Origin of the sequence: Phascolarctobacterium faecium DSM 14760 (assembly GCF_003269275.1) — a bacterium.
GTDB classification, from domain to species: Bacteria; Bacillota; Negativicutes; order Acidaminococcales; family Acidaminococcaceae; genus Phascolarctobacterium; species Phascolarctobacterium faecium.
This window is the reverse complement of sequence record NZ_QLTS01000007.1, coordinates 46,938-63,664: the sequence shown is the minus strand read 5'-3', so window position 1 is coordinate 63,664 and position 16,727 is coordinate 46,938. Positions and strand designations below refer to the sequence as shown.

The window sequence follows — 16,727 nt, the reverse complement described above, 5'->3', positions numbered from 1 at the left end:
CTCATCCTTTCTTATCAGCGCGGTAGCCCTTTGTGAAAAAGAACAGCAGCGTCGCATAATAAATAAAACCGCCGGCTTCGGTACGGGTAATCAGCCAGAAGGGAAACAGCGTAAAAGCTGCGATGATAAACAGCACGTAGGGCGCGCATTGCAGCAGCGGCGGCCGGCTGGCCAGAGTGCGCCAGCTGATGACGCTGTAGCGTGAGGCGAAAATACCGAAAAGGAAGCCGCTCAGGCAATATAAAATTTGTGAAAGCATGGTATCAATATTCATAAATTTGATTTATTTCCTTTATTAGCAAAAAGATTTGGCAGAGCGTAAGCAAGGATACCGCTTTTAATGATCAGTCCGGCGATGATGCTGCCGCCGACAGTGCTGATCAGGAACGGCGGGATAAAGAACCAGGCTGCTGCCGCGCTGTTCAAGAAGAAACGGGCGATGACCCAGGCAGTCAGTCCGCCTAAAATACCGGTGCCGAAAATCTCGCCGGCCATAGCCGCTTTGACAGAGCCGAACCTGCTATAGCAAAGTCCGGCCAGACAGGCACCGATCATACTGCCGGGAAAAGCCAGCAGTGAGCCGGTACCGAACATATTGCGCAGGCAGGAAATGACAAAGGCCGCTGCTGTCGCATAGCCGGGGCCTAAAATCACCGCTCCCAGCACGTTGATGGCATGCTGCACGGGAAAGCATTTGGAAATGCCGGCCGGTATATAAATAAGATGCGCGCTCAGGGTGCCGATGGCAACCAGCAGCGCCGTTAAAGTGAGCTTATGGATCTTCATGTAATGACACCTCTTCAGACAACTTCTATAACTTATTATAGCATTTCACAGCAAATAAATTAAAGGGAAACAGTAAAAAATGTAGAATATTATAAAGTATATTTTCAGAGGATATTTTGCAGTTAAAATATTGGGGGTCAGAAGAATGAAGGCTTTGACCGGTATCAAGGTGATAGATTTTTCTAAATGGCTGCCGGGGCAGTACTGCGGTATGGTATTGGGAGATTTCGGCGCCGATGTTATCAAAGTGGAAACGCCTGCAGGCGATGATACACGCAGATTTTTTCCGGAAGCGCTGCCAGGCATGAGCTATTGGCATTTGGCGCTTAACCGTAATAAACGCGGCATTACGGCCGATATAAAAACTGAAGGCGGACGTAAGCTTTTATTACGTCTTCTGTCAGAAGCAGATGTATTTTTAGAAGGCTTCCGGCCGGGTTATCTGGCGCGTTATGGCTTGGATTACGCAACTGTCAGGGAAATCAACCCGCAGCTGGTCTATTGTTCGATCACCGGCTTTGGGCAGACTGGCAGTTACCGTCATAAACCGGCCCATGACCTGAATGTGATCGGACTTGCAGGTCTGAATTCACTGGATGACGTTGGCAGTGCCTGCGTTTCAGAGGTACAGATTGCGGCGCTGGGCAGCAGTATGAACGCTGTCAGCGGCATTCTGCTGGCTTTGCTGGCGCGCGAACGTACCGGGGAAGGTCAGGCTGTAGATATCAATTTATATAATACTTCACTGAGTCTGCAGACAACCGGCATCAGCAGCTTGTGGGGCTGTAAGGCTACAGGTTGTCAGCCTTTCGGGCGCACGGCACATTATTATAATATTTACCGGACGCAGGACGGCCGTTATTTGAGCGTGGGGACGATCGAACCTAAATTCTGGCGGCGTTTGTGCGAAATCCTGGGTTGTGAAGAGCTGATCGAGCGTCAGCATGATTTTGAACATGGTAATGAGCTTCAGGAGCATTTGGCAGCAGTATTCCAGACCAAAACGCAGGCCGAATGGCTGGCGTTGATCGGTGAGGAAGAATTCTGCGTGACGCCGGTCTGTTCGCTGGAGGAAGCCTTAAACAGCGAGCTGACACAGCAGTCAGAAATGCTGGCGCAAAAACAGGAGGATATCGGCACTTTGCAGTATGTCAAACCGGCGATCCGTTTGTCGGATATGCCGGGCAGCATCGAACGCCGGGCGCCGCTTTTAGGAGAACATACGGCTGAGGTGCTGACTGAACTGGGTTATACGGAGCCAGAGATTATGAAGTTGAAAGAAAATGGTGCGATTTGACAGTTTACGTTAAAACAAGGGGTGTGAAAAGATGAAACGCTTTATTTTAGCAATAGTCTTTGTATTCTGCTGCAGCCTGGGGATGACGCCGCCGGCAGAAGCGGGGCTGATCAGCAAGGAACAGGAAATAGAGATGGGCCGGCAGACGGCGATGCAGCTGGAAGCTAAATACGGTGTCGTGCAGGATTATGCCTTGCAGGAACGTGTCAACCGGATCGGTCAGAGTCTGGTCAAGGTCAGCGAACGGCAGGATCTGGAATACAGCTTTAAGGTGCTGAACAGTGACGAAGTAAATGCGCTGGCCTGCCCCGGCGGTTTCATTTATGTATTCAAGGGACTGATCGATTATATGCCGTCCGATGCAGAATTAGCTGGCGTATTAGGTCACGAGATCACACACGTTGTCAAAAAGCACACTGTGCATCAAATAGAAAAACAGCTTTTAACGACTTTGGCTTTTGCTATCGTTACCAAAGGTGATTTAGGCATAGCGGGACTGGCGACGCAGGCTTTAGCGGCCGGTTACAGCCGTACCGACGAACGCGGCGCAGATAAGGGCGGTTTTAATCTGTGTGTAGCAGCCGGTTATAATCCTTACAGTGTCGTGCTGACGATCAACAAGCTGGAAGACCTGGCGAAGGAACAGGGTAATCCAGGCTATGGTATTTTTTCGAGCCATCCCGAGCCGGAAGAACGTTTGAAACGTGTTATGAAGCAGATCAAAGCGCTTAAAGTACATCCGGAAATAACTCTTAACGAAGATAATACAGCCAGAGTGCATGAAGGTGACTGGGGGTTTAATATCACGCAGACTGTCGGTAATGACCGCCCGGAATATCGCGCTTATATGCTTGCCGGCGGTTTATACTGCGTGCGTGAACGTGATAAGGGCCATATCGATCCATATCGCTTTATCGTCTATGATAACGGCGGCAGTGCCACTATTTACTATGATGACATCGAGATCCTCACTGTTTACAATCAGGATGCGTATGCGGGCGGCTTCGGCAGTGCCGGCAGCTATGCGGCGGCCTGTACCGAGCTGCTGCGCCAGTGGGTGCCGGTTGCGAATGCCAACGATACGGCAGTGCAGTCCAAGAGTAAAGATAAAAAGAAATAACTGAAAATTTATTGCCTCTTCTTAATTAATTAAGAAGAGGCAATTTTAATACATATTTTTCTAAGTATTTTTAAAATATATGATAGTTATTATTTATAAACTAAAGAAAATATGTGATATAATAAATATGGGATTTTATGAGTAAAGGACGGCTGTGAAGATGAATGGCATAAAACAGTTCCGCAAAAATAAACAGGGATTTTTACTGGTCGATGCTATGATCGGGGTTTTGGTAGTAGCTATCGGCCTGGCTGCATTAGCGGCTTTATATACTTATGGTATCGGTGTGATGGTATCGGCGGACAGACAGGAAAAGGCTGTACAGATAGCATCGGAGAAAATTGAACTGTTAAAGGCAGCCGATGGGCACAGCAGCAGTGATATCAGAGAAATAGTTGAATATATCAATAAAGAAGGTAATAATACAGTTACCCAGGACGGCATTGAGTACCAGATTAATGCTCGCGGCGGTGATGGAAGCCTGGGGAATAATTATCCGGGTGAGAGCGAATTGTATTTGGTCAGGGTAGAAGTGAAGTGGACAGATCCCAAGCCGCAGGTCTTGGATCTGCAGACATATATCCGTACAAAAGATTGATTTAAAGGAGCGGCGGCATGAAGAAGCAGTCCGGATTTACATTAATAGAATTAGTGGTAGCGATGGCAGTATTGGGGCTGATCATGGGGGCAATGGTACATTTGTTTGGCAGCAGTGTTACCAGTCTGCATGTAGGCGCCAGGCAGGAAGTCGTTTATGAAGAGGCGCGTTTGCTGATGAACGAACTGAAAACTACGCTGCGTTATGCAGATAAGGACAGTATTGATCCGGAGCAGCCGACGGTCAGCACAAGTAAATTTTCCTATAAAGGTAATCTTTGGGACAGGCATATGGATATTGCTCAAGGAACCAATAAAGAATATAAAGTGACTGTCGAGTGGAAAGATGATACAAAAAAACAATTGCAGGTAACGCGGGAAGATATTACTGACGGCAGTAAAAAAATAACTGTTTTTCCAAATGACAGCAATAATAGTATTTTCGAGGGTAAATTTCCTGTTACTTCTGAAACGCTTACTTTAAATGACGGTAATACAGTGATCATGTATAAGATCGCTTTGCCGCTGCAGTATGAATTTAATGGGCAAATGAAAACACAGACCTTGGAAACTAAAGTTGTGCCGAGTGAAGAAGAAGTAACAGAAACACCTGAAGAAAAAATGCTTAAAGAATATACAAGCTTAGTAAGTATTTGGCATAAGCTAAAAAATGGAGAAGTTTTAACAAGTTCAGAAAGAAATTCGTTAGACGATTTTAAGAAATTTTTTGGAACAAGTAATGATTCACTTTGGCAATTGGGTAATAATGATAAAATAAGAGAGTATTTATTAAGTGAAAAATATGGTGGAGCCTGGTTTAGCGTAAATATAAATGGCAAAACAGTCTATATGAATCCATATGGATATGGTGATACAAATGTTCCCATTACTGTAGATAATGTTTTTCTTATTGGCTATACCGACCCGGATAAAACAACCGGATGGAATGTAAATTATGTTTATAATCCGGAAAATAAGAAATGGTATCACTTAATTAAAAATGGTGGTGTATCGGTCAGTTTGCCATTTAATAAAGTAAAAGATTTGATTAATGGATCTGGATGGGAAATCGTTGGTAGAAGTTAATTTGATTATGAGGTGACGAAATGAAAGATCAACGCGGGTCGGTAACTGTCATATCTTTGGCAATGCTGTTGTTTTTAATGGTTGTTGCCGTAGCCTGGCTGCCGATGATGACAATGGAAAAAACGGCTGCTGCGTCTGATTATCGGGAACAGCAGGCTTGGAATGCCGCCGAAGCCGGCTATAAAAGAGCTGTGGCTGCGTTATCAAACAAAAATAATGACTGGCGATGGCTTACACCGGAAGAATATATTCGAGATAGTGATAGTGCGAATTTTGCGCATTTGAGTATAGATGGTAATAAAGTTGACCAAGATGAAATTTGGTACGCTGTTAGTATTATGGGAAATAATGCTGATATAGTTTCGGGATATATTCCTGGAGAAGATGTTGTTTACCAGATCACTGCTGTCGGTTCCTGTCAGGGCGTTCGTAAGGTTATCCGTAAAACGTATGTTTTAGGTGATGACGACAGTTCTGGCGGTGGTGACAGCGGCGGTGAGGAAACACTGGAATTACCAGGTCTGGTACAGGCTGGCGGTACTGTGACCATAACCAATAACCAGGCAGGAGAATTAAACGGCGATTTATATGGTTCAGGTTTTTTTGATTCCAGCGGAAACCAATTTAGTAGTGGACATACTCAGGGAACATATCCAAATACATTGAAGACACATATCCCTGAAAGTGTTTTTCAAAAAAGTAGTTATAAAGATTTGAATACTATGTTAAGAACAGATCAATGGAATTGGATTTTTAATTTGGAAGCAGGTAAGAATTATATTTGGGATTTAAAAAGTGATGTTGCCTGGAATGTTGGTAATTATGTTGGTAATGAGTGTACAATAAATGCTGAAGAATCATCGGGGAAGTTTATTTTTATTGATAATAGTACTGAGTACCTTAAGGGAAATATAATAGGGCCAAGCCAAGGAAAACCGGTAACATTTATTTTTACAAAAACTATCAAAATAAATGCTAAGATTACTGGAAATGTGAGAATATTTACTTCTGCTGATTTTACTTTTGATAATCAGGCAGCAACAGGATTGATTATGTTTATGTCCAACGGAAAAATGGAAATAATTGGTTCTATAAATAAAGGATTTTTGTCATCTGACAAAAATATAATAATTGCCAACCAGGCTTTCTATGGGCAGGCTCAAGTCAAAGGAAATTTCGAAACTAAAGGTACAATTCATTACAGTGATGCTGTTTTAAAGGCTCCTGGTTTTACAGTTCCCAAGGGTATGAATTAAATAACGCATAAAGAGGTAAACAGTATCGCCGCTATATAAATAGCAGCGATACTGTTTTTTTTGAATTTTAGTAGCGTTATATATATTAGTTTAATGAAGAATTGGCGTAGTATAGATTAAACAAATGTTTACAAAAAACTTGATATATTGTTATTTTATAATGTAAATGATATAATAATTAAAGAATAACAAATAATATATGCTTTTAACCTAGATTTATAATTTATATCAAAAGGCGGCGAGGTGAATTTTGTGCAGAAACAACGTGGTTCGGTAACTGTTATAGCTGTAGTAATGCTGTTGTTTTTAATGATTATAGCGATAGCCTGGCTGCCGATGATGACAATGGAAAAAACGGCTGCCTCATCAGATTATCGGGAGCAGCAGGCGTGGTATGCTGCTGAAGCCGGATATAAGCGTGCAATAGCTGCTCTTAATGATGGGAGTAGTGAATGGAATAATTGGTTAAGTAAAATCGCAGAAATAAAGTCTGGGGATTTTTATTTAAATAGCCTTGATAACCAAAAAGCAGATAAGCAGGGAGTCTGGTATGCAACTGCGATTACGGAGATCAAAGATGACAATGAAGTGGATGTTACTATACCAGGCGATAAGGCCAACTATATAATTACATCAGTCGGTTCCTGCCAGGGTATACGCAAAGTTATGCGAAAAACCTATATTTTTGGTGATGACGGAGGGTCTGGCGGTGGTGACAGCGTGGGAGAAGAAGTTTTGGAATTACCTGGCTTGGTACAGGCCGGAGGTACGGTCACAGTAGTACAAGACCAAAAGGATTTTAATATTGACGATATAGATACTAGGTTTCTGGGAAAATTATATGGATCTGGTTTTTACAACGTGAAAAATAATAATTCATTTACGAATGAATGGACTGACAGTGTTAACAGGCCGACTCTAAAAACAAGACTTCCGGAGAGAATTTTTGATATAAGTAAATATCCCAAAATGCCTCCTATGCCTGACATGACATGGCCTTCTACAATTAAGACAGCAAAGAATACAGATTATTATTGGGATTTGTCTAATTTAGTAGATGAGAGTGATCCTTATAATATAAAAAGAGTTAAAGTTGTAGATGCAGGGAACTCTGCCGGTAGAATAATTTTTATAGACAATCAAAATTACAATAATGGAATACAATTAAATCAAATCAACGGTCCTGAAAGTGATTTGCCTGTAACCTTTATTTTCAGCGCGCTTAAACCAGTAGTTTTAACTGGAACGATTACAGGCAACGTACGAATGTTTTTTGCCGGCGATTTTCAGTTTGGCATGGGGACTGAGACCGTTGCCTATAATGGCTTGACGATGTTCATGTCTAATGGTGATATGAAAATATGCAGCAGTATTTGGAGTTATAAAAATAATCCGGGTGGAGGATTTTTATCTTCTGATAAAGATATTACGATAGTTGAGAGTGCTTCATTTCAAGGTCAGATTCAGTGCAGGGGCAATTTTAAGACAAGTGGTCTGATACAGTTTAATGATAGTGTGCTCAAAGCTCCTGGTTTTACCGTTCCCAAAGGTATGAAATAAAAACGCATAAAGAAGTAAACAGTACCGCTGCTATTATATAGCAGCGGTACTGTTTTTTTTGTATGGTATTGACAGGTTTTATATTTGTTTAATAAAAGATTATTAAATATAGCCTAAATAAATATTTATTAAAATAGGTACAATATATTGTGATTTTATAATACAAATGATATAATAAATTAAAAAATATCAAATAATTTATATTATAGGTTTTAATTTATAACATATACAAAAAGAGCGATGAGGTGAAATGTGTGCAGAAACAACGTGGTTCGGTAACTGTCATAGCTATAGTAATGCTGTTGTTTTTGATGGTAGTGGCCATTGCCTGGCTGCCGATGATGACAATAGAAAAAACGGCTGCCTCATCAGATTATCGGGAGCAGCAGGCATGGTATGCTGCTGAAGCCGGATATAAAAAAGCTGTTGCAGCTTTAGATAATAAAAACAGCAACTGGACGTGGCTGACACCGGAAAACTATATACAAGGCAGTGACAGCGGCAGCTTTGGACATTTAAGTATAGACGGCGGTAAAGCTGACCAGAATGGCATCTGGTACGCTGTGGGAATTACTGAAAATAATATTGATCTGGCATCTGACTATACTCCTGAAGAGAGCGCTGCTTATCAAATAACCTCAGTAGGAGCTTGCCAGGGGATTCGCAAGGTTATCCGTAAAGTCCATACGTTAGGTGATAATGGCGGTACCGGAGGCGGAGAAGAACCGGAGCAGCCTCCAGACGCCTATATAAATGACAGCTTTATTACTTCAAGCGGAGCATTGATTATTAATAACGATGTAGATTATGATCCCAATAATAAGGTATATTACAGTGGATATTTTGGTGACTATACAGTGGGCGGGCAGGTAATCAATAAGGAGTTTGTGACAGAGCCTAAATATAAAAGTGCTGCATCGCCGGAAGTTTTTGAAAAAGCTACTTATCCGGAGCTTCAGTCTACAGGTGCGACTGAAGACAGGCCTTTAAGTAACTGGAATATTACCAACGGGCAATATTGGGCCGCTAAAGCCAGCTTTTCGGGAACGAAGATAAGTGTTGCCAATAATACTGTTTTATTGATCGGTGAACAGCTGGGTATTGGCTATATGTTGTATAAAAATTTTTTAACTATGGATAACGTAGAAATCACTGTTCCTAAAGGAAAAACTTTAGAATTTATTATTTGTGACTATGGTACTATCAAAGATTATGATAATGTGGTTTTAAAGAATATTACGATCAAGGGCGGTGGGCAGGTAAGCTTTATTTCCGGTGGGTCGATAGCTGTAAATTCGATCAAGTCGGTAGACAACAGCAGGATACTTTTTATTGCCAATAAAAATTTGAGTTTGTCAGACCCTTTTATCAATGCAGATAAACAGCTTGACGGCGGCTGTTTCCTTTCTTCGGCAGGTAATATGCAAATGCTGGTCAGCGGAAATGTGACAGCTACCTTTTATGGACAGATGCAGTCTGCAGGTCTTATTAGTATTGGCGGGCAAAGCGGTAGTACAGGAAAACTTGTTCTGCGCTTTAATAAAATCGGCGAAAAATTGAAAATGCCGAATATGTATTATTTAAGGGCCGCATAAGGAAAAGGACTGGTAAAAGTCGGCAAAAGTGGTAAAAAAGTTTAAACGTATGTAAGAGTAAAGAAAAATATGGTGTGTAAAATCAAACAGCCCCTGTTTCCTGAAGGAAACAGGGGCTGTTTTTGTTGAGGGAAGTAGATGATGTATAAAGGTAGTGGGTAAGGTACTTATTATTTGTTGAAATAACGTTTCAGGAGGCCTTCGAAAGCTTTGCCGTGGCGGGCTTCGTCTTTTGCCATTTCATGCACGGTGTCATGGATAGCATCCAGTCCTGCTGCTTTAGCGCGGCTGGCCAGATCGAATTTACCTGCGGTAGCGCCGTTTTCGGCTTCTACACGCATTTCCAGATTCTTTTGAGTGGAGTCGGTAACGACTTCGCCTAAAAGTTCAGCGAATTTAGCTGCATGCTCAGCTTCTTCAAAAGCTGCTTTTTCCCAGTACATGCCGATTTCAGGATAACCTTCACGATGAGCAACACGGCTCATTGCCAGGTACATGCCAACTTCGGTGCATTCGCCGGTAAAATTAGCGCGCAGATCCATTTTAATGTCTTCTGCGACGTCTTTTGCTATACCTACGATATGTTCAGCAGCCCAGGTACGGTCGCCGCACATTTCGGTGAATTTGGATGCAGGAGCTTTACATTGCGGGCAGTACTCAGGAGCTGCTTCGCCTTCATAAACATAACCACAGATTTGACATACGAATTTTTTCATTCTTCATTCCTCCAAGTGCTATAAAATTTATTTTTTTTGTGAGCAGAACTTACGCAGATGTAAGTTTTCAATGTAATTATAATAGCACAGCTTTTGTCAGTTGTCAATAATAATTATCCGTTAGTATTATAGAAAAATAAGGCCGGGAATTTTTGCTTCCAGGCCTTATTTTGAAGTTTATTTAGTTAGATGATTAATAGATGCAGGTCAGAATTTGACGGTGATACCCATATTAACGCCTTTGGTTTTGACGTCGCTGCCGCCGGGAGCAGAATCTTTGAATTTGTTGTCATAGTACGACAGATTCAGCTCTACATTGGATACCAGAGTACGGCTCAGGCCGATTTCATAGCTGTTGAGCTTGTTGCCCACGCCTGCTCTGCCCCATAAAGTACAGAGAAAAGGCAATTCGACACGTCCCTGGACACCGACTTGGCCGGAACTGCGGCTGCGGCTGTCGCCGTGCAGTTTGATGTCACTGTCGACATAACCTGCGTAAACATCAAGTACTGGCAGGACTTTGTACATCAGGTTGAGCTGCTGGGCTTCGATCTTGTTACTGCCGCTGTTTTTGTATTGATTCCATTTGTAGTTGACAGCGGTATTGCTGCCAAGGCCTACGGTGATACCGGCATAGGGAGACGTTTTTTTGCTGCCGACGCTGTGTCCTTCATAAGTATTGCTGGTAGGGACGTTAAGCCCCAGATCAACAGCTACTTTGCCCGCGTTATAGTTTTTGAGCGGAGAAGCAGCGCAAACAGTGGTGATTCCTAAAGCCAGTGCTAAGCTTAAAATTAATGTCTTTTTCATTCCTTTATACCTTCCTTACTAAAACACTCAAGCGAGTCAGTTCTGGATTTTACCGTCAACGCCTTTGACGAACCAGTCCATACTCAAAAGTTCCTTATCGGTCAGAGTAGTGCCTGCAGGAACTTTCTCGGCACCGCTTTGATCATACAGCGGGCCGGTGAAAACTTTTTGTTTGCCGGCAATGATATCTGCTTTGGCAGCATCAGCCAGTTTTTTTGTTTCATCGCTGACTGCGGGTCCGTAGGGAGCGATGTCGACTACTTTATCTTTCATGGAACCCCAGTAAGCGCCGGATTTCCAGGTACCGTTGTTAACCTGTTTGATGGTTTCTTCATAATACGGTCCCCAGTTCCAGATCGCGGAGGTCAAGGATGCTTTAGGAGCATTGGCAGACATATCGACATTGTAGCCGATGCCATATTTGCCGCGTTCTTCAGCTGCCTGCTGCGGACCGGGGGTATTTTGATGCTGAGCGATGATATCGGCACCGGCATCGATCAGTGTGATAGCAGCCTGTTTTTCGGTAGCTGGATTATACCAGGTATTGGTCCAGAGGACTTTGACCTGTACGTCAGGGTTGACGCTTTGCGCGCCCAGGGTAAAGGCATTGATGCCGCGGATTACTTCCGGGATCGGGAACGCTGCTACATAACCAATAACGTTGGATTTTGTTTCTTTACCGGCAACGATACCTGTGACATAGCGGGCTTCGTACATACGGCCGAAGTAGTTGCCTACGTTGGGGGCTGTTTTGAAGCCGGAGCAGTGCAGGAAGGTAATGTCGGGGTATTTTTTCGCGACGTTGATCGTCGGGTCCATATAACCAAAGCTGGTGGTGAAAATAACTTTGTTGCCCTGGGAAGCTAGTTGTGTAATTACACGTTCGGAATCGGCACCTTCAGGAACTGATTCGATGTAACTTGCTTGAACGTTGGGCATGTTTTTCTCAACATACTGACGCCCCAGTTCATGTGCCATAGAGTAGCCGCCGTCTTTGGCGGAGCTGACATAAACGAAGGCAACTTTGGTTTTGTCGCCTGCAGCCTTAGGGTCAGCTTTCTTTTCACCGCCGCAGCCGGCAAGTAACGCGCCGCAGGCCAGCAGACTAACCAGAGCGATGGACAGGATTTTCTTCATGCAAATGACCTCCTTGATAAATTATTTCTGACTTTAATTGTAACAATGGCCGGGCAATAAAGCAATATTTTGTGAAATAAAACCGAAAAAGCTTGTCAAAAAGTGGCTTTAAGGTGATAATTATAATGTATGAGTATGTGTAATTGTAAAATTTGACAAGGCGGGTAATCATGAGCGATACCGAAAAGAGTGCTAGCAGTAATAATAAATTTTTAAAAGGTACACTGATTTTGACGGTTTCCAGTATCGTCGTCAAGGTCATCGGTTCGCTGAATTGGATCATTTTGTCGCGTGTACTGGGCGGCGAAGGGATCGGCCTTTACCAGATGGGGTTTCCGATCTATCTGATGGCAATAACATTGTCATCGGCAGGGATACCGGTCGCAATTTCGATTATTACGGCTGAAAAGCTGGCGCAGAAGGATTTTCTGGGAGCCAAACGTGTCTTTAATGTTTCTCTGCGGTTATTGTTCGTTACAGGCCTGGTTTTTGCATCGGCACTTTTTTTCGGCGCTCATTGGCTGATCGATAATCACTGGATCCGTGACAGCCGCGCTTATTACTCTATTATTGCTTTGGCTCCGGCCGTATTTTTTGTTACATTTTTAGCCAGTTTCCGCGGCTATCTGCAGGGCTGGCAGATCATGACGCCAACGGCGGCTTCCGAGATAGTAGAGCAGCTGATGCGTGTTGTGACGATGATCGTTTTTGCGAATATGTTTATGCCGCATGGTTTGGCTTATGCGGCTGGCGGCGCCAGTATGGGCGCCGGAGTCGGCGCCTTCTGCGCGCTTTTGGTTTTGATGTGGTTCTATGGACGGCTCAAGCAGAAGCTGAAAGCAGATCTGCAGCAGCAGAATCCACTGGCTACGAGAGAGTCGGCGCGGGCCATCATCAGCCGCCTGCTGCGGCTGGCGCTGCCTGTTTCCATGTCCAGCCTGATGCTGCCGGTTGTGGCGAACCTTGATCTTTTGATCGTGCCGCAGCGGTTGGAAGCGGCTGGTTTTCATATCAGTCAGGCGACAGAGTTTTTCGGTTATCTGACAGGTATGGCTGTGCCGTTGATCAATTTAGCGACTATCTTCACGGCGGCTATGACGATCAGCCTGGTACCGGCGATTTCTGAATCGCGGGCACTGAATGATGTTTTCGGCATCAGGGCCAAAACCAGGACGGCCTTCAGAGTCGCTTTGATCATTACCTGTCCCTGTTTTGTAGGTATGTATTTTCTGGCTGAAAAAATAGCGGCGCTGATTTATAATGCGCCTGGAGCTGCCGATGCTATCCAAACTATGAGCGTAGGTATCTTGCTGTTGGGTCTGCATCAGATCAGTACAGGAATTCTGCAGGGGCTGGGTCGGACTTCGATCCCGGTCATCAATATGATTTTAGCGGCTGCGGTCAAGGTGTTTTTAAGCTGGACGCTGACGGCAATACCGACTTTGGGTATCAAGGGTGCGGCAATGGCTACGGTAGTGGATTTTGGCCTGGCAGCAGTTTTAAATATGATTTTTATTTACAAATATACAGGTTTTGCTTTATCCTTCAGCGGTGTATTTAAGCCTGCTGTGTCAGCCGCAGCTATGGGAGCGGCTGTTTATGGCGTGATCACGCTGGCGGCAAGCTGGGGAGCCTGGGCGATTTTAGCGGCTATTGCCGTGGCTGTGCCTGTTTACGGCGGCGTATTGCTGGCAGTGGGCGGTATGGGTAAGGATGATCTGGAAAGTCTGCCTTTTATTGGGCACAGGCTGCTGGCAGCAGGTCAGAAGTTAGGGTATTTTAGATAAGAGGTTAAAATATGGAAGAAAAAGATTTACAGAAACAGCAAGAATATACCTTTACAGTACCTCGGGCGGAAGGGCAGAAAGTTTACCATTTTGGCGCCCGGCGGTTTAAATTGCTGGCCGGCGCTGTATTGATATGTACTGTCTGTATGGTGGGCGCGCTTGGTTATATGGGTTATAATTTTTATCAGTTCCGTCAGGAACGGACTGATTTTTTAGAATATCAGGCTAAAAAAGGCGAGTTGGAAGCACAGCTGCAAAGCCTGCTGGCGGATAACGAAAAAATGCTGCGTGATATGTCTGAAATCATGACATTGGAAACTAAACTGCGCCGGGCATTGATTCGTGACACTGACAGTACTAAGCTGGGCAGTGATTTGAGCAGCGCGTCAGGCGAAACGGCAACGGCAGGCAATGCTCCTCGTTACTTGGGACAGGGAGGTCCTGCTGATTTGGGCGTGAAGGAAATGGCGGCAGTACTGACGGCTCAGAATAAAAATATGGCGCAGCAGATCGACGAGAAGAAAACTTCGATGAGTGAACTGCTTTCGGAGTTGGAAGGGCGCAATAATAAACGCTCGGTCTTTCCTGATTTGTGGCCGACCAAAGGTGGTACGATCAGCTCTCCCTACGGTGGACGTACGGGACCGATCGGTGGCGGTTACGACTGGCATCCCGGGGTTGACATTGCTGTTGAATTTGGCGAGCCGGTTTACGCCAGTGCGATGGGAACGGTAGAGGTTGCCGGTTGGAACGGCGGTTATGGACGCTATGTACGTATCAATCACGGCAACGGTTATGAAACTGCTTACGGGCATATGAGCGGGATTGCCGTTGCGCCCGGTCAAAGCGTGCGTAAGGGTGAGATCATCGGCTTTGTCGGCAGCAGCGGATATAGTACCGGCCCGCATGTGCATTTTGAGGTTTTTGTCGATGGGCAGAACGTTGACCCGATGTATATGCTGAAAATCGGCCAGCGGCTGAATAAATAGCAGTAAAGAAAGGCATTGTTTCCTTGGGGAAATAATGCCTTTTCTATGTTTAAGGACAGATAAAGCTTGCCTGAGAGCATAAAAATACTTTATGATAGAAAGAAAAGGGCAGAACAGGCAGATGCAGTTGACCAGGATAAAAGGAGGCAGAGGCAATGGAATTGCGGATACTGAGGTATTTTCTGGCAGTGGCACGTGAGGAGAATATCACAAAAGCGGCTGAGCTGCTGCATATCACGCAGCCGACATTGAGCCGACAGCTGGCACAGTTAGAGGAAGATATGGGAGTAACGCTGTTTTCGCGCGGCGCGCGTAAGGTGACGTTGACTGACGAAGGAATGCTGCTGCGCCGGCGGGCCGAGGAGATCGTTGATCTGGCAGATAAAACGGAAAAAGAACTGACAGAACGCGACGAGCTGATCAACGGCGTAGTATCGGTGGGCTGCGGCGAGTTGGCTTCCGTACAGGTCATTGCTGAAATGTTCCGGGCTTTTAAAGAAAAGTATCCTGCTGTAACTTACGAATTATATGCCGGTAATGCGGATTATACTAATGAACGTATCGAAAAAGGTCTGTCAGATATTGCTTTGTTTCTGGAACCCGTGGATATTGACAGGTATGATTTTATCCGTCTGGGGGTCAAAGAACGCTGGGCCGTGCTGCTGCCTGCCGAAGATCCGCTGGTGCAAAAGGGCTTTGTTACGGCGGCAGATCTGGTGGGGAAGGAGCTGCTTTTTCCCGCACGGCTGAAAGTGCAAAATGAGCTGGTCAGCTGGTTTGGTGATTATTTTCCGCAGGTCAGGGTTCCGTATACCTGCAATATGAGTACGAATGCTTCGATAATGGTACGGAACGGGCTGGGATATGCTTTTCATATTGAGGGTTCACGGCCTTTTTTGGACCGCTCACAGGTCTGTTCGCTGCCGCTGTATCCTGAACTTGCTGCTACTACAGTGCTGGCCTGGAAAAAACGACAGCCTTTCAGTGTAACGACGACGAAATTTATTGAGTTTGCCAAAAATTTTGTGAAAACATATAATAATAGGGAACAGTGAAGATAAAAGCAATAGCAGACAGTTGCAGCTGAATCAGAGGCTGTGGTCAGAAAGTGTAAGTGCAGATCACCAGAAGTGATTGCGCTTGCACTTTTTTTATTTGTACAGTCGTGGAAAATCAATGCCTAAAAGGCATTGATGGATATGAGAAATAGGTATTATACATATAAGAAAGAATAATTTATAATGAAAGTGATCCGGGAACACGTGTTATGGAAAAGTTTAAAGAGAGAATTTTTAGTGGGGCTGAGTAGCTATGGAAAAGATGCAGAAATGTACGCAGGAGAATTTACAGCAGCTGCTGCAGTCGGCAGAACAGCGGCCGGAGCGGTTAAAAGCAGCTTTAAATATCATTGAGCACAGCGATAATACAGAGGAACAGAAAATCAAGCTGCTGAAAAATCTGCGCTTTTATCTGCTGGATGATATCCATTTTAAACAACAGCTGCTGGATAATGTAGATTACAGTATTTATCAGCTCAGGCATAATCACTGTGAGGAGGAGTAAAAATGACGATTCGGGAAATTGCCGCAAAAACCAATATGTCAACTGATACTTTAAGATATTATGAAAGGATCGGGCTGCTGCCTCCGGTGCCACGGAATGCGGCCGGGATCCGCAATTATGATGAGTATTTTGTAAATTTTATCAATTTTATCAAAAAGCTGAAAGCCAGCGGGATGTCACTGGAACATATCATTGATTATATTCGGCTGGCAGAAATGGGCGATGCTACGATACAGGAGCGTAAAAAGCTGCTGGCAGAGGCTCGTGAAACGCTGCTTGATAAAATCAACAGTTTGCAGCTGGTTGCGGAACTGGCAGATTATCAGCTGAGAAATTATGAGAATTTGTTACAGCCGGAAACATATGCTTTATTAAACAGGCATCCGGCTTCGAAAGCACTAGCAATCTGATCCAGAAGTTGATAAACA

General features: G+C 44.3%; 17 protein-coding genes. 12 read left to right on the top strand and 5 right to left on the bottom strand.

The annotated features are described in order from the left end of the window. Position 1: 1 nt before the first annotated feature. Together C8D73_RS08270 and thiW are read right to left on the bottom strand one after the other, a co-directional pair. Positions 2-274 carry a hypothetical protein gene (locus tag C8D73_RS08270; protein ID WP_021717740.1) on the bottom strand — a complete coding sequence of 91 codons (273 nt, stop codon included), beginning with the start codon at positions 272-274 and terminating at the stop codon, positions 2-4. Continuing rightward, complete coding sequence (gene thiW, locus C8D73_RS08265; protein ID WP_113077888.1) at positions 271-786, bottom strand: energy coupling factor transporter S component ThiW; 516 nt, start codon at positions 784-786, stop codon at positions 271-273. The genes C8D73_RS08270 and thiW overlap by 4 nt, the downstream gene beginning before the upstream one ends. 145 nt (positions 787-931) lie before the next feature. Between thiW and C8D73_RS08260 the strand changes: the two genes are divergently transcribed. The 7 genes from C8D73_RS08260 to C8D73_RS08230 all read left to right on the top strand — a co-directional run bounded on the left by C8D73_RS08260 (position 932) and on the right by C8D73_RS08230 (position 9,297). Beyond that, positions 932-2,083, top strand: a complete 1,152-nt coding sequence (locus C8D73_RS08260) for a CaiB/BaiF CoA transferase family protein (protein ID WP_113077887.1) — start codon at positions 932-934, stop codon at positions 2,081-2,083. Between the two features lie 31 nt (positions 2,084-2,114). Further along, positions 2,115-3,203 carry a M48 family metallopeptidase gene (locus C8D73_RS08255; protein WP_113077886.1) on the top strand — a complete coding sequence of 363 codons (1,089 nt, stop codon included), beginning with the start codon at positions 2,115-2,117 and terminating at the stop codon, positions 3,201-3,203. Between the two features lie 160 nt (positions 3,204-3,363). Next, positions 3,364-3,801, top strand: a complete 438-nt coding sequence (locus C8D73_RS08250) for a type IV pilus modification PilV family protein (RefSeq protein WP_113077885.1) — start codon at positions 3,364-3,366, stop codon at positions 3,799-3,801. Positions 3,802-3,818: 17 nt separating this feature from the next. Then, positions 3,819-4,886 carry a prepilin-type N-terminal cleavage/methylation domain-containing protein gene (locus tag C8D73_RS08245; protein ID WP_113077884.1) on the top strand — a complete coding sequence of 356 codons (1,068 nt, stop codon included), beginning with the start codon at positions 3,819-3,821 and terminating at the stop codon, positions 4,884-4,886. Between the two features lie 104 nt (positions 4,887-4,990). Next, positions 4,991-6,142, top strand: coding sequence for a hypothetical protein (locus tag C8D73_RS08240; protein WP_146739224.1), 1,152 nt, complete (start codon positions 4,991-4,993; stop codon positions 6,140-6,142). A gap of 252 nt (positions 6,143-6,394) precedes the next feature. Beyond that, on the top strand, positions 6,395-7,702 hold the full coding sequence (locus C8D73_RS08235; RefSeq protein ID WP_125668848.1) for a pilus assembly PilX family protein: 1,308 nt from the start codon (positions 6,395-6,397) through the stop codon (positions 7,700-7,702). A 254-nt stretch (positions 7,703-7,956) separates the two neighbouring features. Continuing rightward, positions 7,957-9,297: a pilus assembly PilX family protein gene (locus tag C8D73_RS08230; protein WP_113077881.1), complete on the top strand. Its 1,341-nt coding sequence runs from the start codon at positions 7,957-7,959 to the stop codon at positions 9,295-9,297. Between the two features lie 170 nt (positions 9,298-9,467). Here C8D73_RS08230 and C8D73_RS08225 read toward each other — a convergent pair whose 3' ends face one another. The 3 genes from C8D73_RS08225 to C8D73_RS08215 all read right to left on the bottom strand — a co-directional run bounded on the left by C8D73_RS08225 (position 9,468) and on the right by C8D73_RS08215 (position 11,960). Further along, the gene (locus C8D73_RS08225) at positions 9,468-10,013 is read right to left on the bottom strand and encodes an NADH peroxidase (RefSeq protein WP_113077880.1); all 546 of its coding nucleotides are present in this window, start codon (positions 10,011-10,013) and stop codon (positions 9,468-9,470) included. Between the two features lie 207 nt (positions 10,014-10,220). Further along, positions 10,221-10,823 carry a hypothetical protein gene (locus tag C8D73_RS08220; RefSeq protein ID WP_113077879.1) on the bottom strand — a complete coding sequence of 201 codons (603 nt, stop codon included), beginning with the start codon at positions 10,821-10,823 and terminating at the stop codon, positions 10,221-10,223. A 36-nt stretch (positions 10,824-10,859) separates the two neighbouring features. Then, positions 10,860-11,960: a BMP family ABC transporter substrate-binding protein gene (locus C8D73_RS08215; RefSeq protein ID WP_021717730.1), complete on the bottom strand. Its 1,101-nt coding sequence runs from the start codon at positions 11,958-11,960 to the stop codon at positions 10,860-10,862. A 170-nt stretch (positions 11,961-12,130) separates the two neighbouring features. Between C8D73_RS08215 and C8D73_RS08210 the strand changes: the two genes are divergently transcribed. The 5 genes from C8D73_RS08210 (at position 12,131) to C8D73_RS08190 (ending at position 16,709) form a co-directional block, all read left to right on the top strand. After that, a complete protein-coding gene (locus C8D73_RS08210; RefSeq protein ID WP_113077878.1) occupies positions 12,131-13,747 on the top strand; it encodes a putative polysaccharide biosynthesis protein in 1,617 nt (538 codons plus the stop codon). A gap of 11 nt (positions 13,748-13,758) precedes the next feature. Next, the gene (locus tag C8D73_RS11450) at positions 13,759-14,736 is read left to right on the top strand and encodes a M23 family metallopeptidase (RefSeq protein ID WP_113077877.1); all 978 of its coding nucleotides are present in this window, start codon (positions 13,759-13,761) and stop codon (positions 14,734-14,736) included. A 155-nt stretch (positions 14,737-14,891) separates the two neighbouring features. After that, positions 14,892-15,791 carry a LysR family transcriptional regulator gene (locus tag C8D73_RS08200; RefSeq protein ID WP_113077876.1) on the top strand — a complete coding sequence of 300 codons (900 nt, stop codon included), beginning with the start codon at positions 14,892-14,894 and terminating at the stop codon, positions 15,789-15,791. 256 nt (positions 15,792-16,047) lie between these two features. Further along, positions 16,048-16,299 (top strand): hypothetical protein, encoded by a 252-nt coding sequence (locus C8D73_RS08195; protein ID WP_021717726.1) that lies wholly within the window; start codon positions 16,048-16,050, stop codon positions 16,297-16,299. Between the two features lie 2 nt (positions 16,300-16,301). Continuing rightward, complete coding sequence (locus C8D73_RS08190) at positions 16,302-16,709, top strand: MerR family transcriptional regulator (protein WP_021717725.1); 408 nt, start codon at positions 16,302-16,304, stop codon at positions 16,707-16,709. The last annotated feature ends 18 nt before the right edge of the window (positions 16,710-16,727 follow it).